Raw genomic sequence first — 21,410 nt, forward strand, 5'->3', positions numbered from 1 at the left:
TTCCTGGTTCAAAAAAACGACAGCGTTCAGTATGTGGGGAAAGCGGACGGTTGTCACTCATATAAGCCGTCTTTTGCCAAAGGACGGCGGCCTTATCGGGCAATAGATTGCCGGATAGCGACGCTGATGCGCCGCCTTATCCGACCGGGGCGGCGTGATTGCTCAGGCCCGGTAAGCGCACGCCACCGGGCAATAAACCTTTACTTCGCCAGACGCGCTTCGATGGCGTCCATCAACATCCCGGTGATAGAGATCGGGTATTCCGCTTCAATTTCACGCACGCAGGTTGGGCTGGTCACGTTAATTTCCGTTAAGCGGTCGCCGATAATATCCAGACCGACGAAAATAAGCCCTTTGGCTTTAAGCGTCGGCCCAACGCGGCGGGCGATTTCCCAGTCGCTTTCGCTCAACGGACGGGGTTCGCCGCGACCACCTGCCGCCAGGTTGCCGCGGGTTTCGCCGCCCTGCGGAATACGCGCCAGGCAGTAAGGCACCGGCTCGCCGTCGACGACCAGGACGCGCTTATCGCCATCTTTGATCGCGGGCAAATAGTTCTGCGCCATGCAGTAGCGGTTGCCCAGCTCGGTCAGCGTTTCGGCAATAACGCCTATGTTAGGATCGCCTTCCTTAACGCGGAAAATGGACGCGCCGCCCATACCGTCCAGCGGTTTCATAATGATATCGCCGTGCTTTTCCCAAAACGCTTTGAGCTGCGCTTTATTGCGCGTTACCAGCGTTTCCGGCGTCAGATCGGCAAACCAGGCAGTATACAGTTTTTCATTACAGTCGCGCAGGCTTTGCGGTTTGTTGACGATAAGCGTCCCTTCCTCTTCAGCGCGTTCCAGAATATAGGTCGCATAAATAAACTCGGTATCAAACGGCGGATCTTTACGCATCAGGATAACGTCGAGGTCGGCGAGTTTAATCTCCTGCTCGCTGCCGAACTCGTACCATTTATCGTAATTTTGCTCCACGCTCAACGTTCGCGTGCGGGCGCGGGCTTCGCCGTTAATCAGATAAAGGTCGGCCATCTCCATATAATGAAGTTCATAACCACGACGTTGGGCTTCCAGCAGCATAGCGAAACTGGTGTCTTTCTTGATGTTGATGTGTGCGATGGGGTCCATCACGATGCCGAGCTTGATCATTATTTTCTCCGTTAACGCTTCATCCTAAGTCGCCAAAACGCACCTGTAGCGCGGTAATGGCGGTGAGCGCGGTTGTCTCAGTACGCAGAACGCGAGGTCCTAACAGAATATCAGTAAACTGATAGCGCGCGGTCATCGCGATTTCGTCCGCCGACAGCCCGCCTTCCGGGCCGATCAGCAGTCGGACGCGTTCAACCGGCAGCGGCAGAGTGTTGATGCTGGCATGGGCGCGCGGATGAAGATTGAGCTTCAGCCCGGAATCTTGCTCGGCGCACCAGGCTTCCAGCGCCATCGGCGGGCGAATTTCCGGCACCCGGTTACGCCCGCATTGTTCGCAGGCGGCGATGGCGATCTTTTGCCACTGCTGGCGCTTTTTGTTCAGACGTTCATTATCCAGTTTAACGCCGCAGCGCTCAGAGAACAGTGGCGTAATGAGGCTTACACCTAGTTCGATCGATTTCTGGATAGTAAATTCCATTTTTTCACCGCGCGACATCACCTGGCCCAGATGGATATGTAGCGGCGATTCACGATCGTCGATTTCGCCTTTCATCACTTGCACTTCAACGCTTTTCTTAGTGGCGCTAATGATTTCAGCATCGAATACCTGATTGCTGCCGTCAAACAGCTGTAACGCTTGTCCCGGTCCCATGCGCAGTACACGACCAATATGGTTGGCCGCATCTTCGCATAACGAAATCTGCGTACCGGACGTCAACAATTCAGGGTGATAAATGCGGGGAATACGCATAATAAAAAAATCCGCGTCATGGCCCCGGCGTTTGGCTATCCAGGGCATGGGTTAACAAGAATCCCGCTAGTGTAGGTTAGCTCTTTCGCGCCTGGCAAGCGCGTTGCACATAGGGATTATGATTACCCTGGACCTTCGCGATACGCGCATCGCGCTCGCACTCCCAGGCGGTAACGGGGTACTGCTTATCCCAGACGTTAAAAAGCTGCGTTTGTTGGCGGGAAAGTTTCAGTTGGTATTGGTCGCGCATATAAAAATAAGTGCGGGCGATTGCGCCACGGGCGCGGGCGGGCGGCTCGGCGAGCTTCGCTTTGAAATCCACTTTCATGGCGCACTGCCCGTACTGACCTTCGCCGCCGTTCCACTGGCTATACATAAAGTTGCCGCGATCGCCATTCACTTCGCCAATCGCGGGTTGCAGGTTATGCATATCGCTTTCCATTTTGCGGTAGACCGGGTCTTTAGCGCAGTTTTTTCGCCCGCCGTCCTGCCAGCACTGGCGCTGATGACCGAATTGCCAGGCGGGGACAACGTGCTCCCACTCAATGCGTCTGGCGCGATTCTCGTTTTTACGCACCTTATAGCCGCAGGACTCCAGGTCTACGACGCCTTTTTTACCCTGCCAGCGGATTTGGCACCCGCAGTAAAAGCTGCCGGGCGCGTCGGCATTGACTTTGACGCTCGCCGCTTTGGCCTGAGAAAAATTGTTAATGCCATCGGCCAGGGCCTGGCCTGAAAACGCTGCGGCCAGCAACACAGCGGCAAAAGAGAAATTACGGTACATTGCACACTCCATAGCAAAACGAGCCCGCAACGTAACGAAAGTTGTGTCTGTATGCAATCAGTCCGCTCAGGAAAGTTCCCGGACGTTTCGGGAAACTACCCGGCGACCAGTGGTTCGCCGCAGTGAACGCAACGATAAACCGCTTCGCCGCGTACTACCCGATTATGACGGCGGACGGTGAGTTGATGTTGCTGGCATTGGCAATGGTAGGGAAAGGTATTGCGCCGTACGGATTGCAGCGCAAATTGATGAGTACGTCTGGCCGGAACGCCCAGCACGCTTTCCATCATCCACTTCCATTCCTTGCCATGCGGAGCCTTGCGTCCGAAGTGCTTCCACACCAACAGATGCGCCAGTTCATGCGGCACGACCTCTGCTATAAAGGTGTCGATGTTTTCCAGCAGTAACACCGGGTTGAGGCGGATTTCGTAGCTCTCCAGCCAGGCGGTGCCCGCCGAGGTGCCGCGTTGCGTATACACCAGTTTCGGCTCCGGATAATGTCTATCGAGCTTGAGGTTCGCCTGGGCGAGATTTTCCCGCAGACGGCGCATCACGGCCTGCTGGATAGCGATAGGGAGACGAGGGGTTTTCATAGCGGCAGAGAATAGTGCGACGGAAGAGGGACTGCAAGAAAAACGCTTCCTCCTGTGGCAGGAGGAAGCGTGGAGGGATTAGTCGTGGGCGCCGATTTCGCGCAGTTTACGACCTTTCATCAGGTTACGTTCAATGTGTTCCAGCGAAACGTGTTTGGTTTCCGGTACCAGCCACAGGGTCAGCAGGATAAACAGCACGTTCAGGCCAGCGTAGACCCAGAAGGTGTTGGCGTTACCCAGATTGTTCAGCATGGTCAGGAACGTTGCGCCGACGATCATATTGGCGATCCAGTTGGTCGCGGTGGAGCAGGTGATGCCGAAATCGCGGCCTTTCAGCGGTTGGATTTCGGAGCACAGTACCCAAATCAGCGGACCAGCGCTCATCGCAAATCCAATGATGAACATCAGCAGCATAGCGATAGCGAAGTATTGCGCAGACGGCGAATGGATGCCGATGTGCATCATCGTACCCAGAATCCCCATACCAATCGCCATGACCAGGAAGCCCAGCGTCAGGGTAGGTTTGCGACCCCAGCGGTCAACCAGGCCGATAGCGATGAAGGTTGCCAGCACGTTAGTCAGACCAACAATAACGGTGCCCCACATCTGCTCCGTGGTATTCGTGTACCCCGCCAGTTCGAAGATTTTCGGCGCGTAATACATGATGACGTTCATCCCGGTAAATTGCTGCATGACCTGCAACAAAATGCCAAGAAACACGGCGCGGCGGAAGTTGCTGTTCTCTTTGAACAGCGCCCAACCGCTCTGTTTAACCTGCAAACTTTCGCGAATTTCATCGAGCTCACGTTTTGCTTCCGCACTGGTGTCACGCAGGCGCAACAGGACGCGTTCAGCATCATGGAAACGGCGTTTCGCCGCAAACCAGCGCGGGCTGTCCGGCAGGAAGAAGACGCCGATCAGCAGCAGAATGGCCGGGATGATGATCACGCCGAGCATCCAGCGCCATGCGCCGCTGTAGCTGAACGCGGTATCGGACAGATAAGCGCCCAGAATCCCGATGGTGATCATGAGTTGGTACATTGAGATCATACTGCCGCGAATTTTTTCCGGCGCGATCTCGGACAGGTACAACGGTGCAGTGTAGGAAGCGACGCCGACGGCCAGACCCAGCAGCACGCGAGAAATAATCAGGACTTCAACGTTAGGCGCCGCAGCGGAGAACAGCGAACCGGCGACGAACAGGATAGCGCCGATCATCAGGCTTTTTTTACGACCCAGCTTAAAGGAGAGCCAGCCGCTGCCGACAGCGCCGACGGCAGCGCCAAACATCATGGAGCTGACCACCCATTCCTGAGTGTGTGCGGTAATCTGAAACTCGTCGGTAATGAAGGGTAAAGCACCGGCGATAACGCCGATATCCAGGCCAAAAAGTAATCCTGCCAGGGCTGCAAGAAAGCAGACAAAAAATGTCATGGCCTTGTTGGAACGCCCTTGTTTTTTATTGTCAGGCATTATGCCCTCCGGTTGGGTTAGCAATTTTATCGATGTTAAGAGTAGGTGAGTACGCCGTAAAAAGATGTGAGGCTAATCACAATGGTGTAATCGTTTACACTACTATTTATCTCGGTGATTATTTAATTATCTGAAAAATAATAGTTTTAATAATCTTATAACCATATCAATCGCCTGGTATTCAGACAAAGTTGAAAAATTATGTAATATTTTCATCGCAGAATTAGCATACCGATAGTGATGCGGTCAGTTCTTAATGAAAATGAATGTAACCGCTTTCATGATGACTGAAACTGAATGATAAAAAGTGTAGTCGAAGAAACGAAAGGGGAGAGTGGATTGTGCTGCGCATCACAAAAAGGTCAGTATAAATTCACGCTGGAATATCTGATAACGTTGCGTGTATCAGCAATGATAAAGGCCAGCAGGGCGCTGGCCTTGATAAGTACGGTATGGTTTACCTGACTGAAAAACAGCGTCAGGCGCGGGCGATTATTTCAGACCGGCAGCATCGCGCAGCAGTTGCGCTTTGTCGGTTTTTTCCCATGGGAAGTTTTCGCGACCGAAGTGGCCGTAAGCCGCAGTTTCTTTGTAGATCGGGTGCAGCAGATCCAGCATCTGAATCAAGCCGTACGGGCGCAGATCGAAGAATTCGCGTACCAGCAGAATCAACTGTTCAGCAGGCACTTTTTCAGTACCGAACGTTTCCACCATGATGGACGTCGGCTCCGCTACGCCGATAGCGTAGGAGACCTGGATTTCACAGCGATCCGCCAGACCTGCCGCCACGATGTTTTTCGCGACATAACGCGCAGCGTAAGCTGCAGAACGGTCAACTTTAGACGGATCTTTACCGGAGAAGGCGCCGCCGCCGTGACGCGCCATACCGCCGTAGGTATCAACGATGATCTTACGACCGGTCAGACCACAATCGCCCATCGGGCCGCCGATAACAAAACGCCCGGTTGGGTTGATAAAAAACTTAGTGGACGTATTTAACCATTCAGACGGCAGAATGGGTTTGATGATCTCTTCCATCACCGCTTCTTGCAGCGATTTTTGGTCGATATCTTCTGCGTGCTGCGTAGAGAGAACCACGGCGTCGATACCGACGATTTTGCCGTCGTCATACTGGAAAGTGACCTGGCTTTTTGCATCCGGACGCAACCATGGCAGGGTGCCATTTTTACGCACTTCAGCCTGACGCTGTACCAGACGGTGCGCGTAGGTGATTGGCGCAGGCATCAGTACGTCGGTTTCATTTGTCGCGTAGCCAAACATCAGGCCCTGGTCGCCCGCGCCTTGTTCCAGCGGGTCTGCGCGGTCAACGCCCTGGTTGATATCCGGAGACTGTTTGCCAATTGCGCTCAGTACCGCGCAAGAGTTGGCGTCAAAGCCCATGTCGGAATGCACATAGCCAATTTCGCGCACCGTATTACGGGTAATCTCTTCGATATCGACCCAGGCGCTGGTGGTGATCTCACCGCCAACTAAAACCATGCCGGTTTTAACGTAGGTTTCACAGGCGACGCGTGCTTTCGGATCCTGTTGCAGGATAGCGTCCAACACGGCATCAGAGATTTGGTCTGCGATTTTGTCAGGATGCCCTTCTGATACGGACTCAGACGTAAAAAGGTGTTTTGCCATATTTAATTTCACCTAAGGAGAATTTAGTTAGCTCAAACTGTTGTGCGGAATAGTCATGACAGAAGATTCTACCATGAGTCTGAAGGTTACTGACACTGGCAGTCTGAGTGTTAATCAGTATGGATGGATTAACATCTGGACGGCTATTTTAGGTCACTTCTTCGCCCAATTTCCAGCTTTTTTTGAAGGCCGTCGCAATGTCGGTCAAAATCAGGCGGTAAACGTTTCTGATAATGCTGACATTATGCGCATTTATGCTTTGCTTTTTTTCTGCGTTCTGGGTATAAAACGCGACGCGCGGCTCATACAAAAGCACACGACGTTTTCTTCGTGTCGCCACTTCCAGCCGGGTTAAAACGTTGCTTTGGCTTGTGGGTTCGTCTTACGAGGCGGCCGTGGAGGTGATACGAGATAATGAACCGTTGTATTCTGCTGAATCTGTCGCATCGTTCTGGTGCGCGCATGTCCCCCGCAATCTGCATCTCTGCTTTGCATACCTGCCGATGTTATACCCATCTCGGCGCTTCTCAGGATTCCAGAGCCGGCAATGGCGCTGAAGACTGAACAAGGGCGCTCTTGTTAACGCAAGAGTTTTCTCGTGGTTTCGCCGAACCGTTATCTGTGAGTTCGGTTACGTGTTTACAATGATATGAAAAAGAAACCGGTCGCGCAGGCGGAGCATCAGCGCTATCTGCTGGAAAATCCGCTTGTCTATGGGTTGTTATCGCGTCTTCGGATTGCGATAGTAGTCAACTGTTTTACACTTGCTAATAAAAATTGAGGTTCGCTATGTCTGACGACATGTCTATGGGTTCGCCTTCGTCAGCAGGCGAACAGGGTGTACTACGCTCCATGCAGGAGGTTGCAATGAGCTCCCAGGAAGCCAGCAAGATGCTGCGCACTTACAATATTGCCTGGTGGGGCAATAACTACTACGACGTCAACGAGCTGGGCCATATTAGCGTATGCCCCGATCCCGACGTACCGGAAGCGCGTGTCGATCTTGCCAAACTGGTGAAAGCGCGCGAAGCGCAAGGTCAGCGTCTGCCGGCGCTGTTCTGCTTCCCGCAGATCCTGCAACACCGTTTGCGTTCAATTAACGCGGCGTTTAAGCGTGCGCGTGAATCTTACGGTTATAACGGCGACTACTTCCTCGTTTACCCGATTAAGGTCAATCAGCATCGCCGCGTGATCGAGTCCCTTATCCATTCCGGTGAACCGTTGGGGCTGGAAGCGGGGTCAAAAGCGGAATTGATGGCGGTGCTGGCGCATGCCGGCATGACCCGTAGCGTGATCGTCTGTAATGGTTATAAAGACCGTGAATACATTCGGCTGGCGTTGATTGGCGAGAAGATGGGCCATAAGGTTTATCTGGTCATCGAAAAGATGTCTGAAATCGCGATTGTGCTGGAAGAGGCCGAGCGCCTGAACGTGGTTCCTCGCCTGGGCGTGCGTGCGCGTCTGGCCTCTCAGGGGTCCGGTAAGTGGCAATCCTCCGGCGGCGAAAAATCAAAATTCGGCCTGGCGGCGACCCAGGTGCTGCAACTGGTGGAGACCCTGCGTGACGCCGGGCGTCTGGACAGTCTGCAACTGTTGCACTTCCACCTGGGATCGCAGATGGCGAACATTCGCGATATCGCGACCGGCGTGCGCGAGTCCGCGCGTTTCTATGTTGAGCTGCATAAGCTGGGCGTTAATATCCAGTGCTTCGACGTGGGCGGCGGTCTGGGCGTGGATTATGAAGGTACTCGTTCGCAGTCCGACTGTTCGGTGAACTATGGCCTGAACGAATATGCCAATAACATCATCTGGGCGATTGGCGATGCCTGCGAAGAGCATGGTTTACCGCATCCGACGGTGATTACCGAGTCTGGCCGCGCCGTCACTGCGCACCATACGGTACTGGTCTCTAACATTATCGGCGTGGAGCGTAACGAATACACGGATCCGACTGCCCCTGCTGAAGATGCGCCGCGCGCGCTGCAAAATCTGTGGGAAACCTGGCAGGAGATGCATAAGCCTGGCACCCGCCGCTCGCTGCGTGAATGGCTGCATGATAGCCAAATGGATCTGCACGATATTCATATCGGCTACTCTTCCGGCGCGTTTAGTTTGCAGGAGCGCGCCTGGGCGGAGCAACTTTATCTCAGCATGTGCCATGAAGTGCAGAAGCAACTGGACCCGCAAAACCGTGCGCATCGTCCAATTATCGACGAACTGCAAGAGCGGATGGCGGACAAAATGTACGTCAACTTCTCGCTGTTCCAGTCGATGCCGGACGCGTGGGGAATCGATCAGCTCTTTCCGGTACTGCCGCTGGAAGGGTTAGATCAGGTACCGGAACGTCGTGCCGTGCTGCTGGATATAACCTGTGATTCCGATGGCGCTATCGACCACTATATCGATGGCGACGGTATCGCCACGACGATGCCGATGCCGGAATACGATCCAGAGAATCCGCCGATGCTCGGCTTCTTTATGGTCGGCGCCTATCAGGAGATCCTCGGTAACATGCACAACCTGTTTGGCGATACTGAAGCGGTTGACGTGTTTGTCTTCCCGGATGGTAGCGTCGAGGTTGAACTGTCGGACGAAGGCGATACCGTTGCGGATATGCTGCAATATGTGCAACTGGATCCGAAAACGCTGTTAACGCATTTCCGCGACCAGGTAAAACAGACGGATCTGGACGATGCGTTGCAGCAGCAGTTCCTTGAGGAATTTGAAGCGGGACTGTACGGTTATACTTATCTTGAAGATGAGTAATTAAGAGTATTCCGCTTGTGGGTCGATTTAATTATTTAAGTCGACCCTTTTATATTTTATAAATTCTTAATTATCAGCGGTGCCGCTTCTCTATGTGATTTTATGGGCCTACAATCCCCCTAATAATTAAAAAGGGGTATGAGTATGAGCAAATTTAAATTTAATGCCGTCATTGTTGGCTTGTTTTTGCTGTTAGGCGGCTGTTCCAGCGGAATGCAATCTAATAATGGCTCTTCATCCGACGTCGGCACCGCCTGGGGCGGCGACGTGCATTCATCGGTACAAAGCGTTTCGGTAGAACGTGCCGATCGAGAACCTGCCGAAATGGTGGTAATAAATTACTCCACTCAATATCCGTCAGGTTACGATAAAGTTTATAGTATACGTATCAGCGATCTTGAATATGCTGTGCGCGACGCTAATTTTAATTCGATTCCAATTACTCGTCGCTACAACGCATCAATGGGACAATGGCAATATAGTATTCCTGCAAGATCAGGGATGAACTATCAGTTATATATCCGTAATTACAGTCATGATACCAATTACGAAATCGTCGCAACGGTTGATGGCCTGGACGTGTTGAACGGAAAAGCAGGCTCGCTGAATCATCATGGCTATATTGTTAACGCCGGCGATTCACTGGCGATTAAAGGGTTTCGCAAAGATAAACACACTGAGGCGGCATTCCAGTTCGCCGACGTAGCTGACGCTTATGCGGCCCACTCCGCGCAGGGCGATGTACGCAACATCGGTGTCATCGGCTTTGCCGCCTTTGCATTGCAGGGTAAAGCAACAAATACGCTACCGCCTTGTTCCTCGCAGGCTTTCCCGGCAGACAACAACGGGTATGCGCCGCCGCCCTGCCGCAAATAAACCCGGCATCAAACGTCAAATATGCGTTATGGGAATCAGCGCCTTTCCTGCCGAGTCTGGTGGGGAAGGACTGTGTGACGCGCATAGCCGTAGGTTGCGGGAAAGAAACGACCACTCTCTGGCAGGGAAATTGTTTACCATAAACATTAGGATTTGTTTACACTACCCTCAAGTGGAGCAATTGCTGTCTACATAGGTATGTGCATGGAACAAATTTTAACCAAGCGGCGCTATTTTGATATAGGGCTGCAAATAGAAGAACTACTCTATTCAGGGGTATTTAAAGCTGGCGAGCGACTTCCGGCGGAGAGAGAACTCAGCGAGCGTTTTCAAACCAGCCGCACGACGATTCGTGAGGCGATTATTATGCTTGAGCTGAAGGGAGTGGTAGAGGTTAAGCAAGGCGCAGGCACTTACTTTATTGATAGTCTGGAGAAAATCAATCAAAAAGCGCTCTTGCCTTACTCAGACATTGGCCCCTTTGAATTGCTACAGGCCCGGCAGGTCATCGAAAGCAACATCACCGGTTTTGCCGCTACGCAAATAAGATTTAATGAACTTAAGCAGCTTAAACGTATTATTGAGCAGCAGGAAAAGCAGATTGGCGGCGACAGCGACAAATTTGAAGAACTGGATCGCCAGTTCCACAATATCATCGCGGAATCCACGCAAAATCGTGTATTAATGAAACAATCTGCCGAGCTGTGGCGGGCTGTCAGGACCGAAAATCCGCGCTGGAAGCAGTTAAACTATAAGTATTTACATAAGAAAGAGTTAAGAATGAAATGGGTGGAAGATCACCGTAGTATCTTCCTTGCATTGCAAAAACGCGATGCTGAGCAGGCCAGACAGGCCTCGTGGAACCATCTTGAAAACAGTAAAAATGAGCTGGTAAAAATCTTCCAACAGGATGATTCGCTGGAAGATTTTGATGATTTTTTCTTCGCCACCTGACGGCTATTTTCAGGCGGATGACATTTTTGTCAGCGATTAACCGGGCCTGCCGCCAAAAACAAGCCCGGAGAGAGGGAATCAGGCTTCGTAAACGCTCAGCTTATCCCAGTCAAACTCTACGCCAATGCCGTAGGTGTCCGGTGCCACGGCGCGATAATTGTCGACCACCAGCGGATGTTTGGTATATTGATCGATCGGGAAACTGTGAACCTCCAGTCAGCCAGTCTCGAATGCGGAAACCAGTCTGACGTGTAATTCCTGCATACCGAGCGAGCATACCAAACGACCGCTATTCGTCGACAGACGCGCCGCCTTCAACCAGCCATTTTCCACAGCGGCAGTTTTTCACGTTTGCCTTTCAAATCCCAAAGGGCGATATCCACCGCAGACATCGCAAACGACGCGATGCCTCCGCAACCCATATAGTGAATATGCTATTCCATAAAGTCATAGATATCGTCAATCGCAGCGCCTCTTTCCCTGACAGTACCGGGGCAAGATCGTGATCGATCATCGCTTTAATTGCATACCCTCCCTTTCCGCCGGTATAGGAATATCCGGTGCCAGTTGAACCGTCTTCCAGCGTAATCGTCGTGGTTACCAGTTCGAAATGGCTATTATGCCATGTTTCGCGTTAACTAAGACCTCGGCCAGAGGGGCTTTGAAAGCTTTGTTTCAACGTGCCTAATCTGCGTCTTCATTAATTTTTTCCTGTTTTTAATCAATGGATTAATTTGCCAATTACGTCTAAAGGCGGCTCACTCCCCATCGCTTTAGCAGCGACCCGGATGATCAAAACCGTAACTGATGTTCTTAGGTTAACGTTGATGCTGATAATAAATTGAGTTCATTAATTCACTAGACAAATTATCAGATTTGGTTTGCTGTATTTCGGGTAATTATTGAACCAATCATGCGTGACATATACGCTCGCAGCGGGCGTGTTATTCAATAAGTTATTGTTTTTTATGGTGTTTAATGATTGGTAGTTGTATGGGTGGTATGCCAATTCGTGGCCGATTTTTCTAATCAAACTCACGCTTTTGTGAATCGTAAAATTTATCCTGACAAGCGCGTTTTATAACTAATTGATAAATAAATTATTTTTATTTATTGGCTATTAGTCAGCATACCAGGGTAAAGAATATGGTGCCGTGAGTGTGATCATATTCACGGATTTTGGTATGTTGTTTAAGCAGAATTGGTAAACAAAACAGGAGTGGGAAAAATTCATGGACACCATAGCTCGCCAGTTAGACGCCGCAAGGCACCAATTCAAAACGACTTATTCACGTCAGGGAATGGAAGCCAACATCGTACATATTGGATTTGGCGCCTTTCACCGTGGTCATCAGGCTGTTTATAACGATCTCACGAATGAGATAACCGGCAACCGCTGGGGGATTTTTGAACTGAATCTGTTCGGCGATGCGGAGCTGGTGGATGCGCTAAATGCGCAACAGGGGCTGTTTTCAGTGGTGGAAACGTCAGCCAGCGCCATCAATAGTCGCCTGGTTCGTACCGTCACCGGCGCGTTGCATACGCCGAAGTCAGGTATTCAGGCGGCGATCGAGAAGCTAACTGAGCCGCAGGTAAAAATTGTTTCGTTGACGATAACGGAAAAAGGTTACTGCACCGATCCGCGGTCCAGAACGCTCGATCTCAGCCATCCGCTTATCAAACACGATCTTGCCGATCCTGAACATCCCCGGTCAGCACTCGGACTGATCGTCGAAGCGCTACGGATACGCCGCCAGCAAGGGCTTCTCCCGTTTAGTGTACTGTCGTGCGATAACATTCCGGAAAACGGTCATTTGACCAAAACGGCGATCGTTACGTTTGCCGATAATCTTGATCCGCAACTGGCGGCCTGGATAGCGAAGCATGTCACCTTTCCTGGCACCATGGTCGATCGCATCGTGCCGGCAATGACGCCAGAGCAATTTGACATGATTAAAGACCAGATCGGTTTTGCCGATCCCTGCGGCATCGTATGCGAGGATTTCCGTCAGTGGGTTATCGAAGATAATTTCGTTGCCGGTCGTCCTGACTGGGATAAAGCAGGGGCGATGTTCGTCTCGGACGTGCTTCCCTATGAAGAAATGAAACTTCGTATGCTGAATGGCAGCCATTCGTTTCTCGCCTATAACGGCAGCCTGGCTGGATATGAGTTTATCTATCAGTGCATGGAAGACGACGCTTTTAAAACCGCCGTACATCATTTAATGACGGAAGAGCAGGCAAAATCGCTGCGCCCGAATTTGGCGGTAGATGTACATCAATATGCGCAGTTGCTCATTGAGCGATTCAGCAACCCGAACATTAAACATAAGACCGGACAGATTGCGATGGACGGTTCTCAGAAGTTGCCTCAGCGGGCCGTCGATCCTTATCTGACGCTCCAGGCGCGCGGCGTTAAGGGCAGGGCGTTGGCGACGCTGATTGCGGGCTGGCTCCATTACGTCATTAATACGCTCTCTCAGGGGCAGAGCGTGGCCGACCCGCTCAATGATACCTTCAATGCGGCTATTAAAAATAAAAACACGCGATGGGAACAAGCGCTGTCTTTGCTGCAGATAAATAGCATCTTTGGAACGCTGGCCGGCGACAACGCAGATTTTTTAAACAACATTCAGCAGGCCTTTAACCATATTGAATTACATGGCGTCACGGCCACCATTCACCGTTTATCTTCAAAGGGTTAAGTATGAAAACGCTTATCTGTAATAATCCGGGAAATATCGAATACATTGAAAGGGATATTCCTCATTTAAAAGACGATGAAGTACTGTTAAAAATTAAAGCGGTTGGTATTTGCGGCACCGATATCCATGCGTTTGCTGGCCGCCAGCCCTTTTTTGCCTATCCGCGCGTGCTGGGTCATGAAATTTGCGGCGTGGCGGAAATGTTGGGTAAATCGTGCAGCACGGCGAAGGTCGGCCAACGCTATAGCGTTATTCCCTGTATTCCTTGCGGCGCTTGCGCAGCCTGCCGGGAAGGAAAAACCAACTGCTGTGAGAACGTCTCGCTGTATGGCGTTCACCAGGACGGCGGCTTTAGCGAATATCTGGCCGTTCGTGAACAAAATCTGGTTGAACTGTCGGATAACCTCACCGACAGCGCGGGCGCGCTGGTTGAGTGTTTCGCCATCAGCGCCCACGCAGTACGCCGCGCTGACGTGAAGCCGCAGCAAAACATTGTGGTGGTCGGCGCCGGGCCGATTGGGCTGGCCGCCGCCGCGATAGCAAAAGCCAAAGGCGCTCGCGTCGCGGTAGCTGATATTGACGCCGAACGCCGTCGTCTGGTAGCCGAAAAGGTAGGCGTTGCAACGCTCGATCCGTCGTCAGACGACTATATTGATGCGCTGAAAGCCTGTTTCTCCGGTGAATTAGCCGGCACTGTGCTTGATGCCACCGGCAATAAATCCTCCATGAGCCGCGCTGTCGATCTGATTCGTCACGGCGGAAAAATCGTCTTCATCGGGCTGTATATCGGCGAGCTCGTCATTGACGATCCGACCTTCCATAAAAAAGAGACCACGCTATTGAGCAGCCGTAACGCGACGCGGGAAGACTTCGAATGTGTCATTGAGCTAATGGCTCAGGGCGCTATTAGCGAAACAATGATGAAAAACCAGGAATTCGATTTCTATACGTTCGGCAACCAGTACCAGAAGAACGTGGTAGAAAACAAAAAATTGGTTAAAGGCGTTATCAAATTTTAATAGCGGGATAGTTATGTCAACAATATTAGTCAAAGAAAATGAATTGAAAGCGCTGGCGTTTAATAAACTCACCCAGGCGGGTCTTGACGCGCAAACGGCGCAGCAGGTAGCCGACGTTTTGGTTCATGCCGATATTACCGGCGTTCACTCCCACGGCGTTATTCGCGTAGAGCACTATTGTACCCGCCTGAACGCAGGCGGGCTCAATCCAAAAGCAACATTCAGCATCGAACAGATTTCGCCTTCAGTCGCTATTCTGGACTCTGATGATGGAATGGGACACTGCGCGCTGATAAAGGCGACAGACCACGCTATTAGTCTGGCAAGAGAGACGGGGCTGGGCTTCGTCAGCGTCAAAAATACGTCCCACTGCGGCGCGCTCTCGTGGTTCATTGAGCAGGCGACAAGCCAGGGAATGGTGGCTATCGCCATGACGCAAACGGATACCTGCGTTGCGCCGTATGGCGGCGCGGAGCGCTTTCTGGGGACTAACCCAATCGCCTTCGGCTTCCCCGTTAAAGACAGCCATCCGATGATCGTCGATATGGCGACCAGCGCTATTGCGTTTGGTAAAATTCTGCACGCCAAAGAAACCGGGAAACCAATAGGTCATGGCCTGGCGCTGGATAAAGAGGGACATATCACTATCGATCCGCATAAAATTGAAAATCTGCTGCCCTTTGGCGGACACAAAGGTTCTGGTATTGCCCTGGCGATTGATGCGCTCACGGGCGTCCTGATGGGGGCAAACTTTAGCAACCATATTGTTCGGATGTATGGCGACTATGACAAGATGCGCAAGTTAGCGAGTCTGGTTATCGTTATTGATCCGCAGATGTTGGGCAATCCGCTGTTTTCCTCAATAATGAGCACAATGGTCAATGAGCTAAGGGCTGTAAAACCGATGCCCGGTGTTGATAAAGTGCTGGCGCCAAACGATCCGCAAATCGCCTATAAAGAAAAATGTTTAAAAGAAGGTATTCCTGTGGCTGAGGGTATTTACCAGTACCTGATTGGCTGATAATTATAATCACGACCATTATTTAGGATAACTATAGTATGCTATATGGAAATATAGAGCAGCTTACTTTATTACCTTACGTTAACCACATTATTAAAAAACTTATCATCGAAGCGGTGAAGATAGCTGAAGACCAGCCTGCTGGTAGATATGAACTTTCTTTCCCGGAGTCATTTCTTATGATAAGCGAAGGAGAAACACACTCTTCGTTAAACCGCAAAGCTGAACTTCATAAAAAATATATCGATGTTCAGATTTTACTAAGCGGTTATGAGGAGATTGGCTATTCCAACAAAATTGATACCAGGATAAAGGAGCTTGAGCATCTTCCTGATGACATCATCTTTCCTGAATGTGTCGCTAATGAGCAGTTCGTTACATTAAATCCTGGCGATTTCGCGCTTTTTTATCCCAACCAGATCCACCGTCCGCTTTGTACGCGTGGTAAACCTGCGCCGGTTAAAAAAGCGATTGTGAAAATTCCGGCCACGGCATTTAGCGAGTCAAGCTTGCCCTGTCAGACGAAGGAATAAAGAAAGCGCCAAATGCAATTCAGGAAGAGACCTTCAAGTCATCCTGAATTGCAGCCAGAATGAATAAGGTGGCACTTTTCTGACTTCAGAGCCTTTTCGCGTTGAGGCTAATCGCGGAAAGGCTTTTTACGTTCTGTAAAAAGATGATGCGGGGTCTCCACGGTAAATAAGTGAAAATGATACAAATCGATTTTGATATTATTTTTGTTCAATCTGAATAATATGGTCTTTTACACGGAAAGTGATTGGCGAGGTGTTATGAATCATATTTTTAAATTCGCATTTATTTTTATTATCAATACTATATTTTTAATAAATGCTTCAGCAACAACGATGGACAAAGATAAATTTGTGGAAGCGAATGGTATCAAAATTCATTACGTTGAAGAGGGCGAGGGGCCTCCGCTGCTGTTGATTCACGGTGGTGGTCTGACGGCGAAAAGCTGGCAGGGATTAGCGAAAGAGGCATCTCGATATTTTCGCGTCATCATGCCGGACAGTCGTGGACATGGATTAACCAATAACTCGCAAGGAACGTTTAGCTATGATCTGATGGCGGAAGATATGGCGGCTTTTGTTAAAGCGCTGAAGCTGGAAAAACCGCTGGTGATGGGTTACAGCGATGGCGGCATGGTCGTTCTGAAGTTAACCAGCCGATACCCAGATCTAGCGCGCGTTGCTATCGTCGGCGGCGCAACGCATCGCTTTGCTACGGCCCATTACATGCAGGGGATGGAAATTTTTTATGGTAAAGGAATGCCTCAGGCGGAGATGACCCTCATTCCCGGTAGCGGTCACGCCATTTTCCAGACGCCAGGAAAAACACCGCTGTTTTACGCATTAGTGCTTGAGTTTTTACAGCGGCAAATCCCTAAGGCCTCTTAACTGACCGCGATGGACGTATGAGCCTACTGATTTGCGCTGGATATATATTTTTTTCGGGCGTTGTCTACAGTACCTGGCTAAACTGACTTCAATAATGCGGTCTGTCAGAGTAAACTTTGAGCCGTAAACAAATTCAAACCCTTCCTCGTCGGGCCTAACGACGCGGGAGGGTTTTTTTATATTGACTAAGAAGAGGTTTTTGCCATGAGCACCTTAGGTCATCAGTACGATAACTCACTGGTTTCTAATGCGTTTGGTTTTTTACGTCTGCCAATGAACTTCCAGCCGTATGACAGCGATGCCGACTGGGTGATCACTGGCGTACCGTTTGATATGGCAACGTCCGGTCGCGCTGGCGGCCGTCATGGCCCGGCGGCGATCCGTCAGGTGTCGACCAACCTCGCCTGGGAACATCACCGTTTCCCGTGGAATTTTGACATGCGCGAGCGCCTGAACGTCGTGGACTGCGGCGATTTGGTGTATGCGTTTGGCGATGCCCGTGAAATGAGCGAAAAATTACAGGCGCACGCTGAAAAACTGCTGTCTGCAGGCAAGCGTATGCTCTCTTTCGGCGGCGACCACTTCGTCACGCTGCCGCTGCTGCGCGCCCACGCGAAACATTTTGGCAAAATGGCGCTGGTACATTTTGACGCGCATACCGATACCTACGCTAACGGCTGCGAATTCGATCACGGCACGATGTTCTACACCGCGCCGAAAGAAGGCCTGATCGATCCGCATCATTCGGTACAGATCGGTATTCGCACTGAGTTTGACAAAGACAATGGCTTTACCGTGCTGGATGCCTGCCAGGTCAACGATCGCGGCGTGGATGATATTCTCGCTCAGGTGAAACAGATCGTCGGCGATATGCCGGTCTATCTGACCTTTGATATCGACTGTCTGGACCCGGCGTTTGCGCCTGGTACCGGTACGCCGGTGATCGGCGGCCTGACCTCCGATCGCGCCATTAAACTGGTACGCGGTCTGAAAGATCTGAACATTGTCGGTATGGATGTAGTGGAAGTCGCGCCGGCTTACGATCAGTCGGAGATCACCGCTCTGGCGGCCGCGACGCTGGCATTAGAAATGCTCTATATCCAGGCGGCGAAGAAGGGCGAGTAAGTTGTTTTGCCGGATGGCACTGCGCTTATCCGGCCTACGCTTACCGGGCCTGTGTAGGCCGGATAAGGCGTTCACGCCGTCATCCGGCACTGTTCGGGGGTTATTTGATCCCGTCTGCGCTCATACGATCGCGCACATGCTGTGCGCGTGCGGCGGACGCCGGGTGATCGTCGAACATCGAGCTTTGACGACCCGCTTCCAGTTTTGCCAGTTTCTCAAAGCTGGTGGCGAGTCCTGCCGGACTGATACCGCGTTTGCGCAACAGATCGTAAGAATAATCATCCGCTTCGGACTCCTGACGCTGGGAGAACTGCGAGTTCACCAGTTTTTCGCCAAGATCGCCAAGCTGTGATTGCGACAGGCTGCCGACAACGCCTCCTGCCGATGCCGCCGCGACGCGCACGGCGTTAGTGCCCAGCGCGACCTGCATCCCTTTCTTTACATGACCCAGCGCGACATGGCCCATTTCATGGCCGATCACGGCTTCAACTTCGTTGTCGGTCATCATATCCATTAGTCCGCTGTAGACGCGAATACAACCGTTCGCCATGGCAAACGCGTTGACGTCTTTCGTCTCGTAAACCTTATAGTTCACCGGCTGGCCGTTAATGTTATCCCCCAGCGCAGCGGCAATTTTTGCCAGTCGTTTAGCGTATTCGCTGCTCGCCGGCGCGATTTTCGCTTTGCTGTCGAGCTCTTGACAGGATTGATCGCTCAGCGCTTTTACCTGCGCATCGCTTAACGTATAGGCCTGAAAAGCTTCAGCACCCGAAGAAAGCAGTCCATTAGAGTCCATATTCTGGCAACCGGTCAGCACCGTCGCCATGCCCAAAGCAAGCAGTAAAGCGCGAATTTTCATTTTTCTCTTCCATACGAATTAATATTATTTTGAAATGCGCCCGTTGCAGATGAATTAGCGCCTGGGTTAAGTATAAAGAAAAGCGTGGCAGGCAAGTTAGCTAATTGCGCAACATGCGAGCACGATCCGGAGATTTCTGAAGCGGTAAAAGGATGTTCCATGTACATGACGCGCGGCTTGGGGTAAATTGTTGGCAAATTTTCCGGCGTAGCCCAAAACGCGCTGTCGTCAAGTCGTTACGGGCATGGCCTTTCAACATCCGATCTGGAGTCAAAATGTCCTCACGTAAAGAGCTTGCCAATGCTATTCGTGCGCTGAGCATGGACGCAGTACAGAAAGCCAAATCCGGTCACCCGGGTGCCCCGATGGGTATGGCTGACATTGCCGAAGTCCTGTGGCGTGATTTCCTGAACCACAACCCGACCAACCCGTCCTGGGCCGACCGCGACCGCTTCGTGCTGTCCAATGGCCACGGCTCAATGCTGATTTACAGCCTGCTGCACCTCACCGGCTATGACCTGCCGATGTCCGAACTGCAGAATTTCCGTCAGCTACATTCAAAAACCCCTGGTCACCCGGAAGTGGGCTACACCGCTGGCGTTGAAACCACTACTGGCCCGCTGGGTCAGGGTATTGCCAACGCCGTCGGGATGGCGATTGCCGAGAAAACTCTGGCGGCGCAGTTTAACCGTCCTGGCCACGATATCGTTGACCACTTCACCTACGTCTTTATGGGCGACGGCTGCATGATGGAAGGCATTTCTCACGAAGTGTGCTCTCTGGCTGGTACTCTGAAACTGGGCAAACTGATCGCGTTCTATGATGACAACGGTATCTCTATCGACGGTCACGTTGAAGGCTGGTTCACCGATGACACCGCGAAACGTTTTGAAGCCTACGGCTGGCACGTTATCCGTGGCATTGACGGTCACGATGCCGACGCCATTAAACGCGCCACGGAAGAAGCTCGCGCCGTGACTGACAAACCGTCTCTGCTGATGTGCAAAACCATCATCGGTTTCGGTTCGCCGAACAAACAGGGTACCCACGATTCCCATGGCGCGCCGCTGGGCGACGCGGAAATCGCGCTGACCCGCGAACAGTTGGGCTGGAAATACGCGCCGTTCGAAATCCCGTCTGAAATCTACGCCCAATGGGATGCGAAAGAAGCCGGCCAGGCGAAAGAGTCTGCATGGAATGAGAAATTCGCGGCTTATGAGAAAGCCTTCCCGCAGGAAGCTGCTGAATTCACTCGTCGTATGAAAGGCGACATGCCGGCTGACTTCGATGCGAAAGCGAATGAATTCATCGCTAAACTGCAGGCTAACCCGGCGAAAATCGCCAGCCGCAAAGCGTCCCAGAATGCCATCGAAGCCTTCGGTCCGCTGTTGCCGGAATTCCTCGGCGGCTCCGCTGACCTGGCACCGTCTAACCTGACCCTGTGGTCCGGTTCTAAGGCTATCAACGAAGACGCAGCGGGTAACTATATTCACTACGGTGTGCGCGAATTCGGTATGACCGCTATCGCCAACGGTATCGCCCTGCACGGCGGTTTCCTGCCGTACACCTCCACCTTCCTGATGTTCGTCGAATATGCCCGTAACGCAGTGCGTATGGCAGCGTTGATGAAACAGCGTCAGGTGATGGTTTACACCCACGACTCCATCGGTCTGGGCGAAGATGGCCCGACGCACCAGCCGGTCGAGCAGGTGGCAAGCCTGCGCGTAACGCCGAACATGTCCACATGGCGTCCGTGCGACCAGGTGGAATCCGCGGTGGCGTGGAAATATGGCGTAGAGCGTCAGGATGGCCCAACCGCGCTGATCCTCTCCCGTCAGAACCTGGCGCAGCAGGAACGTACTGAAGAGCAACTGGCGAATATCGCCCGCGGTGGTTACGTACTGAAAGATTGTGCGGGCCAGCCGCAGATTATCTTCATTGCGACCGGTTCTGAGGTTGAGCTGGCGGTTGCCGCTTACGAAAAACTGACTGCCGAAGGCGTGAAGGCGCGCGTGGTTTCCATGCCGTCCACCGACGCATTCGACAAGCAGGATGCGGCCTACCGTGAATCCGTGCTGCCGAAAGCGGTCTCTGCGCGTGTGGCGATTGAAGCGGGTATCGCTGACTACTGGTTCAAATACGTCGGCCTGAACGGCGCTATTGTCGGGATGACCACCTTCGGTGAATCCGCCCCGGCAGAGCTGCTGTTTGAAGAGTTTGGCTTCACGGTGGACAACGTGATCGCCAAAGCGAAAGCGCTGCTGTAATCCT

At 51.8% G+C, this 21,410-nt stretch carries 21 protein-coding genes; 13 read left to right on the forward strand and 8 right to left on the reverse strand.

Going from position 1 to position 21,410, the window contains the following annotated elements; all coding sequences use genetic code 11:
- Positions 1-200: 200 nt before the first annotated feature.
- From gshB to metK, 6 genes are all read right to left on the reverse strand, one after another.
- A complete protein-coding gene (gshB, locus tag QEN32_RS03860) occupies positions 201-1,148 on the reverse strand; it encodes a glutathione synthase (protein WP_000593248.1) in 948 nt (315 codons plus the stop codon).
- Between the two features lie 19 nt (positions 1,149-1,167).
- Positions 1,168-1,899 carry a 16S rRNA (uracil(1498)-N(3))-methyltransferase gene (gene rsmE / locus QEN32_RS03865; RefSeq protein ID WP_265321953.1) on the reverse strand — a complete coding sequence of 244 codons (732 nt, stop codon included), beginning with the start codon at positions 1,897-1,899 and terminating at the stop codon, positions 1,168-1,170.
- A gap of 76 nt (positions 1,900-1,975) precedes the next feature.
- Positions 1,976-2,683: a deoxyribonuclease I gene (endA, locus tag QEN32_RS03870; protein ID WP_000286133.1), complete on the reverse strand. Its 708-nt coding sequence runs from the start codon at positions 2,681-2,683 to the stop codon at positions 1,976-1,978.
- 95 nt (positions 2,684-2,778) lie between these two features.
- Positions 2,779-3,276, reverse strand: a complete 498-nt coding sequence (locus QEN32_RS03875; protein WP_000856775.1) for a SprT family zinc-dependent metalloprotease — start codon at positions 3,274-3,276, stop codon at positions 2,779-2,781.
- Between the two features lie 78 nt (positions 3,277-3,354).
- Entirely contained in the window at positions 3,355-4,749 is a 1,395-nt protein-coding gene (gene galP / locus QEN32_RS03880) for a galactose/proton symporter (RefSeq protein WP_001113171.1), read from the reverse strand.
- Between the two features lie 492 nt (positions 4,750-5,241).
- Positions 5,242-6,396, reverse strand: a complete 1,155-nt coding sequence (gene metK, locus QEN32_RS03885) for a methionine adenosyltransferase (protein ID WP_001062140.1) — start codon at positions 6,394-6,396, stop codon at positions 5,242-5,244.
- Positions 6,397-6,451: 55 nt separating this feature from the next.
- Here metK and QEN32_RS03890 point away from each other — a divergent pair, with 55 nt between their 5' ends.
- From QEN32_RS03890 to QEN32_RS03915, 6 genes are all read left to right on the forward strand, one after another.
- On the forward strand, positions 6,452-6,751 hold the full coding sequence (locus QEN32_RS03890; RefSeq protein WP_001543499.1) for a hypothetical protein: 300 nt from the start codon (positions 6,452-6,454) through the stop codon (positions 6,749-6,751).
- A 59-nt stretch (positions 6,752-6,810) separates the two neighbouring features.
- A complete protein-coding gene (locus tag QEN32_RS03895) occupies positions 6,811-6,960 on the forward strand; it encodes a hypothetical protein (RefSeq protein WP_001751809.1) in 150 nt (49 codons plus the stop codon).
- 85 nt (positions 6,961-7,045) lie between these two features.
- Complete coding sequence (gene yqgB, locus QEN32_RS03900) at positions 7,046-7,177, forward strand: acid stress response protein YqgB (protein ID WP_000729109.1); 132 nt, start codon at positions 7,046-7,048, stop codon at positions 7,175-7,177.
- An 8-nt stretch (positions 7,178-7,185) separates the two neighbouring features.
- Complete coding sequence (gene speA, locus QEN32_RS03905; RefSeq protein WP_001278580.1) at positions 7,186-9,162, forward strand: biosynthetic arginine decarboxylase; 1,977 nt, start codon at positions 7,186-7,188, stop codon at positions 9,160-9,162.
- 144 nt (positions 9,163-9,306) lie between these two features.
- A complete protein-coding gene (locus QEN32_RS03910) occupies positions 9,307-10,038 on the forward strand; it encodes a hypothetical protein (protein ID WP_000032796.1) in 732 nt (243 codons plus the stop codon).
- Positions 10,039-10,191: 153 nt separating this feature from the next.
- Positions 10,192-10,992 carry a FadR/GntR family transcriptional regulator gene (locus QEN32_RS03915; protein ID WP_265321954.1) on the forward strand — a complete coding sequence of 267 codons (801 nt, stop codon included), beginning with the start codon at positions 10,192-10,194 and terminating at the stop codon, positions 10,990-10,992.
- 314 nt (positions 10,993-11,306) lie between these two features.
- On the opposite strand, the gene QEN32_RS22665 is transcribed toward QEN32_RS03915, so the two are convergent.
- A complete protein-coding gene (locus QEN32_RS22665) occupies positions 11,307-11,414 on the reverse strand; it encodes a racemase (protein WP_001667677.1) in 108 nt (35 codons plus the stop codon).
- Between the two features lie 810 nt (positions 11,415-12,224).
- Here QEN32_RS22665 and QEN32_RS03925 point away from each other — a divergent pair.
- From QEN32_RS03925 to speB, 6 genes are all read left to right on the forward strand, one after another.
- Positions 12,225-13,697, forward strand: a complete 1,473-nt coding sequence (locus QEN32_RS03925) for a mannitol dehydrogenase family protein (protein WP_265321955.1) — start codon at positions 12,225-12,227, stop codon at positions 13,695-13,697.
- A 2-nt stretch (positions 13,698-13,699) separates the two neighbouring features.
- Entirely contained in the window at positions 13,700-14,716 is a 1,017-nt protein-coding gene (locus QEN32_RS03930) for a zinc-binding alcohol dehydrogenase family protein (protein ID WP_000853913.1), read from the forward strand.
- Positions 14,717-14,729: 13 nt separating this feature from the next.
- Positions 14,730-15,737, forward strand: coding sequence for an Ldh family oxidoreductase (locus QEN32_RS03935; protein WP_080184788.1), 1,008 nt, complete (start codon positions 14,730-14,732; stop codon positions 15,735-15,737).
- Between the two features lie 38 nt (positions 15,738-15,775).
- Positions 15,776-16,270, forward strand: coding sequence for a YhcH/YjgK/YiaL family protein (locus QEN32_RS03940; protein WP_000965537.1), 495 nt, complete (start codon positions 15,776-15,778; stop codon positions 16,268-16,270).
- 192 nt (positions 16,271-16,462) lie between these two features.
- Positions 16,463-17,155, forward strand: coding sequence for an alpha/beta hydrolase (locus QEN32_RS03945; protein ID WP_078056615.1), 693 nt, complete (start codon positions 16,463-16,465; stop codon positions 17,153-17,155).
- A 204-nt stretch (positions 17,156-17,359) separates the two neighbouring features.
- On the forward strand, positions 17,360-18,280 hold the full coding sequence (speB, locus tag QEN32_RS03950) for an agmatinase (protein ID WP_000105550.1): 921 nt from the start codon (positions 17,360-17,362) through the stop codon (positions 18,278-18,280).
- A gap of 100 nt (positions 18,281-18,380) precedes the next feature.
- On the opposite strand, the gene QEN32_RS03955 is transcribed toward speB, so the two are convergent.
- Positions 18,381-19,139 (reverse strand): M48 family metallopeptidase, encoded by a 759-nt coding sequence (locus QEN32_RS03955; RefSeq protein ID WP_000701824.1) that lies wholly within the window; start codon positions 19,137-19,139, stop codon positions 18,381-18,383.
- A 275-nt stretch (positions 19,140-19,414) separates the two neighbouring features.
- Between QEN32_RS03955 and tkt the strand changes: the two genes are divergently transcribed.
- A complete protein-coding gene (gene tkt / locus QEN32_RS03960) occupies positions 19,415-21,406 on the forward strand; it encodes a transketolase (RefSeq protein WP_000098648.1) in 1,992 nt (663 codons plus the stop codon).
- The last annotated feature ends 4 nt before the right edge of the window (positions 21,407-21,410 follow it).

The sequence above is a fragment of the Salmonella sp. SA14318 genome, assembly GCF_029866905.1.
Lineage (GTDB): Bacteria > Pseudomonadota > Gammaproteobacteria > Enterobacterales > Enterobacteriaceae > Salmonella > Salmonella enterica.

Excerpts from the sequence above, each read along its gene's own strand:
- gshB (WP_000593248.1), bottom strand. The coding sequence starts at position 1,148 with ATGATCAAGCTCGGCATCGTGATGGACCCCATCGCACACATCAACATC.
- rsmE (WP_265321953.1), bottom strand. The coding sequence starts at position 1,899 with ATGCGTATTCCCCGCATTTATCACCCTGAATTGTTGACGTCCGGTACG.
- endA (WP_000286133.1), bottom strand. The coding sequence starts at position 2,683 with ATGTACCGTAATTTCTCTTTTGCCGCTGTGTTGCTGGCCGCAGCGTTT.
- QEN32_RS03875 (WP_000856775.1), bottom strand. The coding sequence starts at position 3,276 with ATGAAAACCCCTCGTCTCCCTATCGCTATCCAGCAGGCCGTGATGCGC.
- galP (WP_001113171.1), bottom strand. The coding sequence starts at position 4,749 with ATGCCTGACAATAAAAAACAAGGGCGTTCCAACAAGGCCATGACATTT.
- metK (WP_001062140.1), bottom strand. The coding sequence starts at position 6,396 with ATGGCAAAACACCTTTTTACGTCTGAGTCCGTATCAGAAGGGCATCCT.
- QEN32_RS03890 (WP_001543499.1), top strand. The coding sequence starts at position 6,452 with ATGACAGAAGATTCTACCATGAGTCTGAAGGTTACTGACACTGGCAGT.
- QEN32_RS03895 (WP_001751809.1), top strand. The coding sequence starts at position 6,811 with ATGAACCGTTGTATTCTGCTGAATCTGTCGCATCGTTCTGGTGCGCGC.
- yqgB (WP_000729109.1), top strand. The coding sequence starts at position 7,046 with ATGAAAAAGAAACCGGTCGCGCAGGCGGAGCATCAGCGCTATCTGCTG.
- speA (WP_001278580.1), top strand. The coding sequence starts at position 7,186 with ATGTCTGACGACATGTCTATGGGTTCGCCTTCGTCAGCAGGCGAACAG.
- QEN32_RS03910 (WP_000032796.1), top strand. The coding sequence starts at position 9,307 with ATGAGCAAATTTAAATTTAATGCCGTCATTGTTGGCTTGTTTTTGCTG.
- QEN32_RS22665 (WP_001667677.1), bottom strand. The coding sequence starts at position 11,414 with ATGGGTTGCGGAGGCATCGCGTCGTTTGCGATGTCTGCGGTGGATATC.
- QEN32_RS03925 (WP_265321955.1), top strand. The coding sequence starts at position 12,225 with ATGGACACCATAGCTCGCCAGTTAGACGCCGCAAGGCACCAATTCAAA.
- QEN32_RS03930 (WP_000853913.1), top strand. The coding sequence starts at position 13,700 with ATGAAAACGCTTATCTGTAATAATCCGGGAAATATCGAATACATTGAA.
- QEN32_RS03935 (WP_080184788.1), top strand. The coding sequence starts at position 14,730 with ATGTCAACAATATTAGTCAAAGAAAATGAATTGAAAGCGCTGGCGTTT.
- QEN32_RS03940 (WP_000965537.1), top strand. The coding sequence starts at position 15,776 with ATGCTATATGGAAATATAGAGCAGCTTACTTTATTACCTTACGTTAAC.
- speB (WP_000105550.1), top strand. The coding sequence starts at position 17,360 with ATGAGCACCTTAGGTCATCAGTACGATAACTCACTGGTTTCTAATGCG.
- QEN32_RS03955 (WP_000701824.1), bottom strand. The coding sequence starts at position 19,139 with ATGAAAATTCGCGCTTTACTGCTTGCTTTGGGCATGGCGACGGTGCTG.
- tkt (WP_000098648.1), top strand. The coding sequence starts at position 19,415 with ATGTCCTCACGTAAAGAGCTTGCCAATGCTATTCGTGCGCTGAGCATG.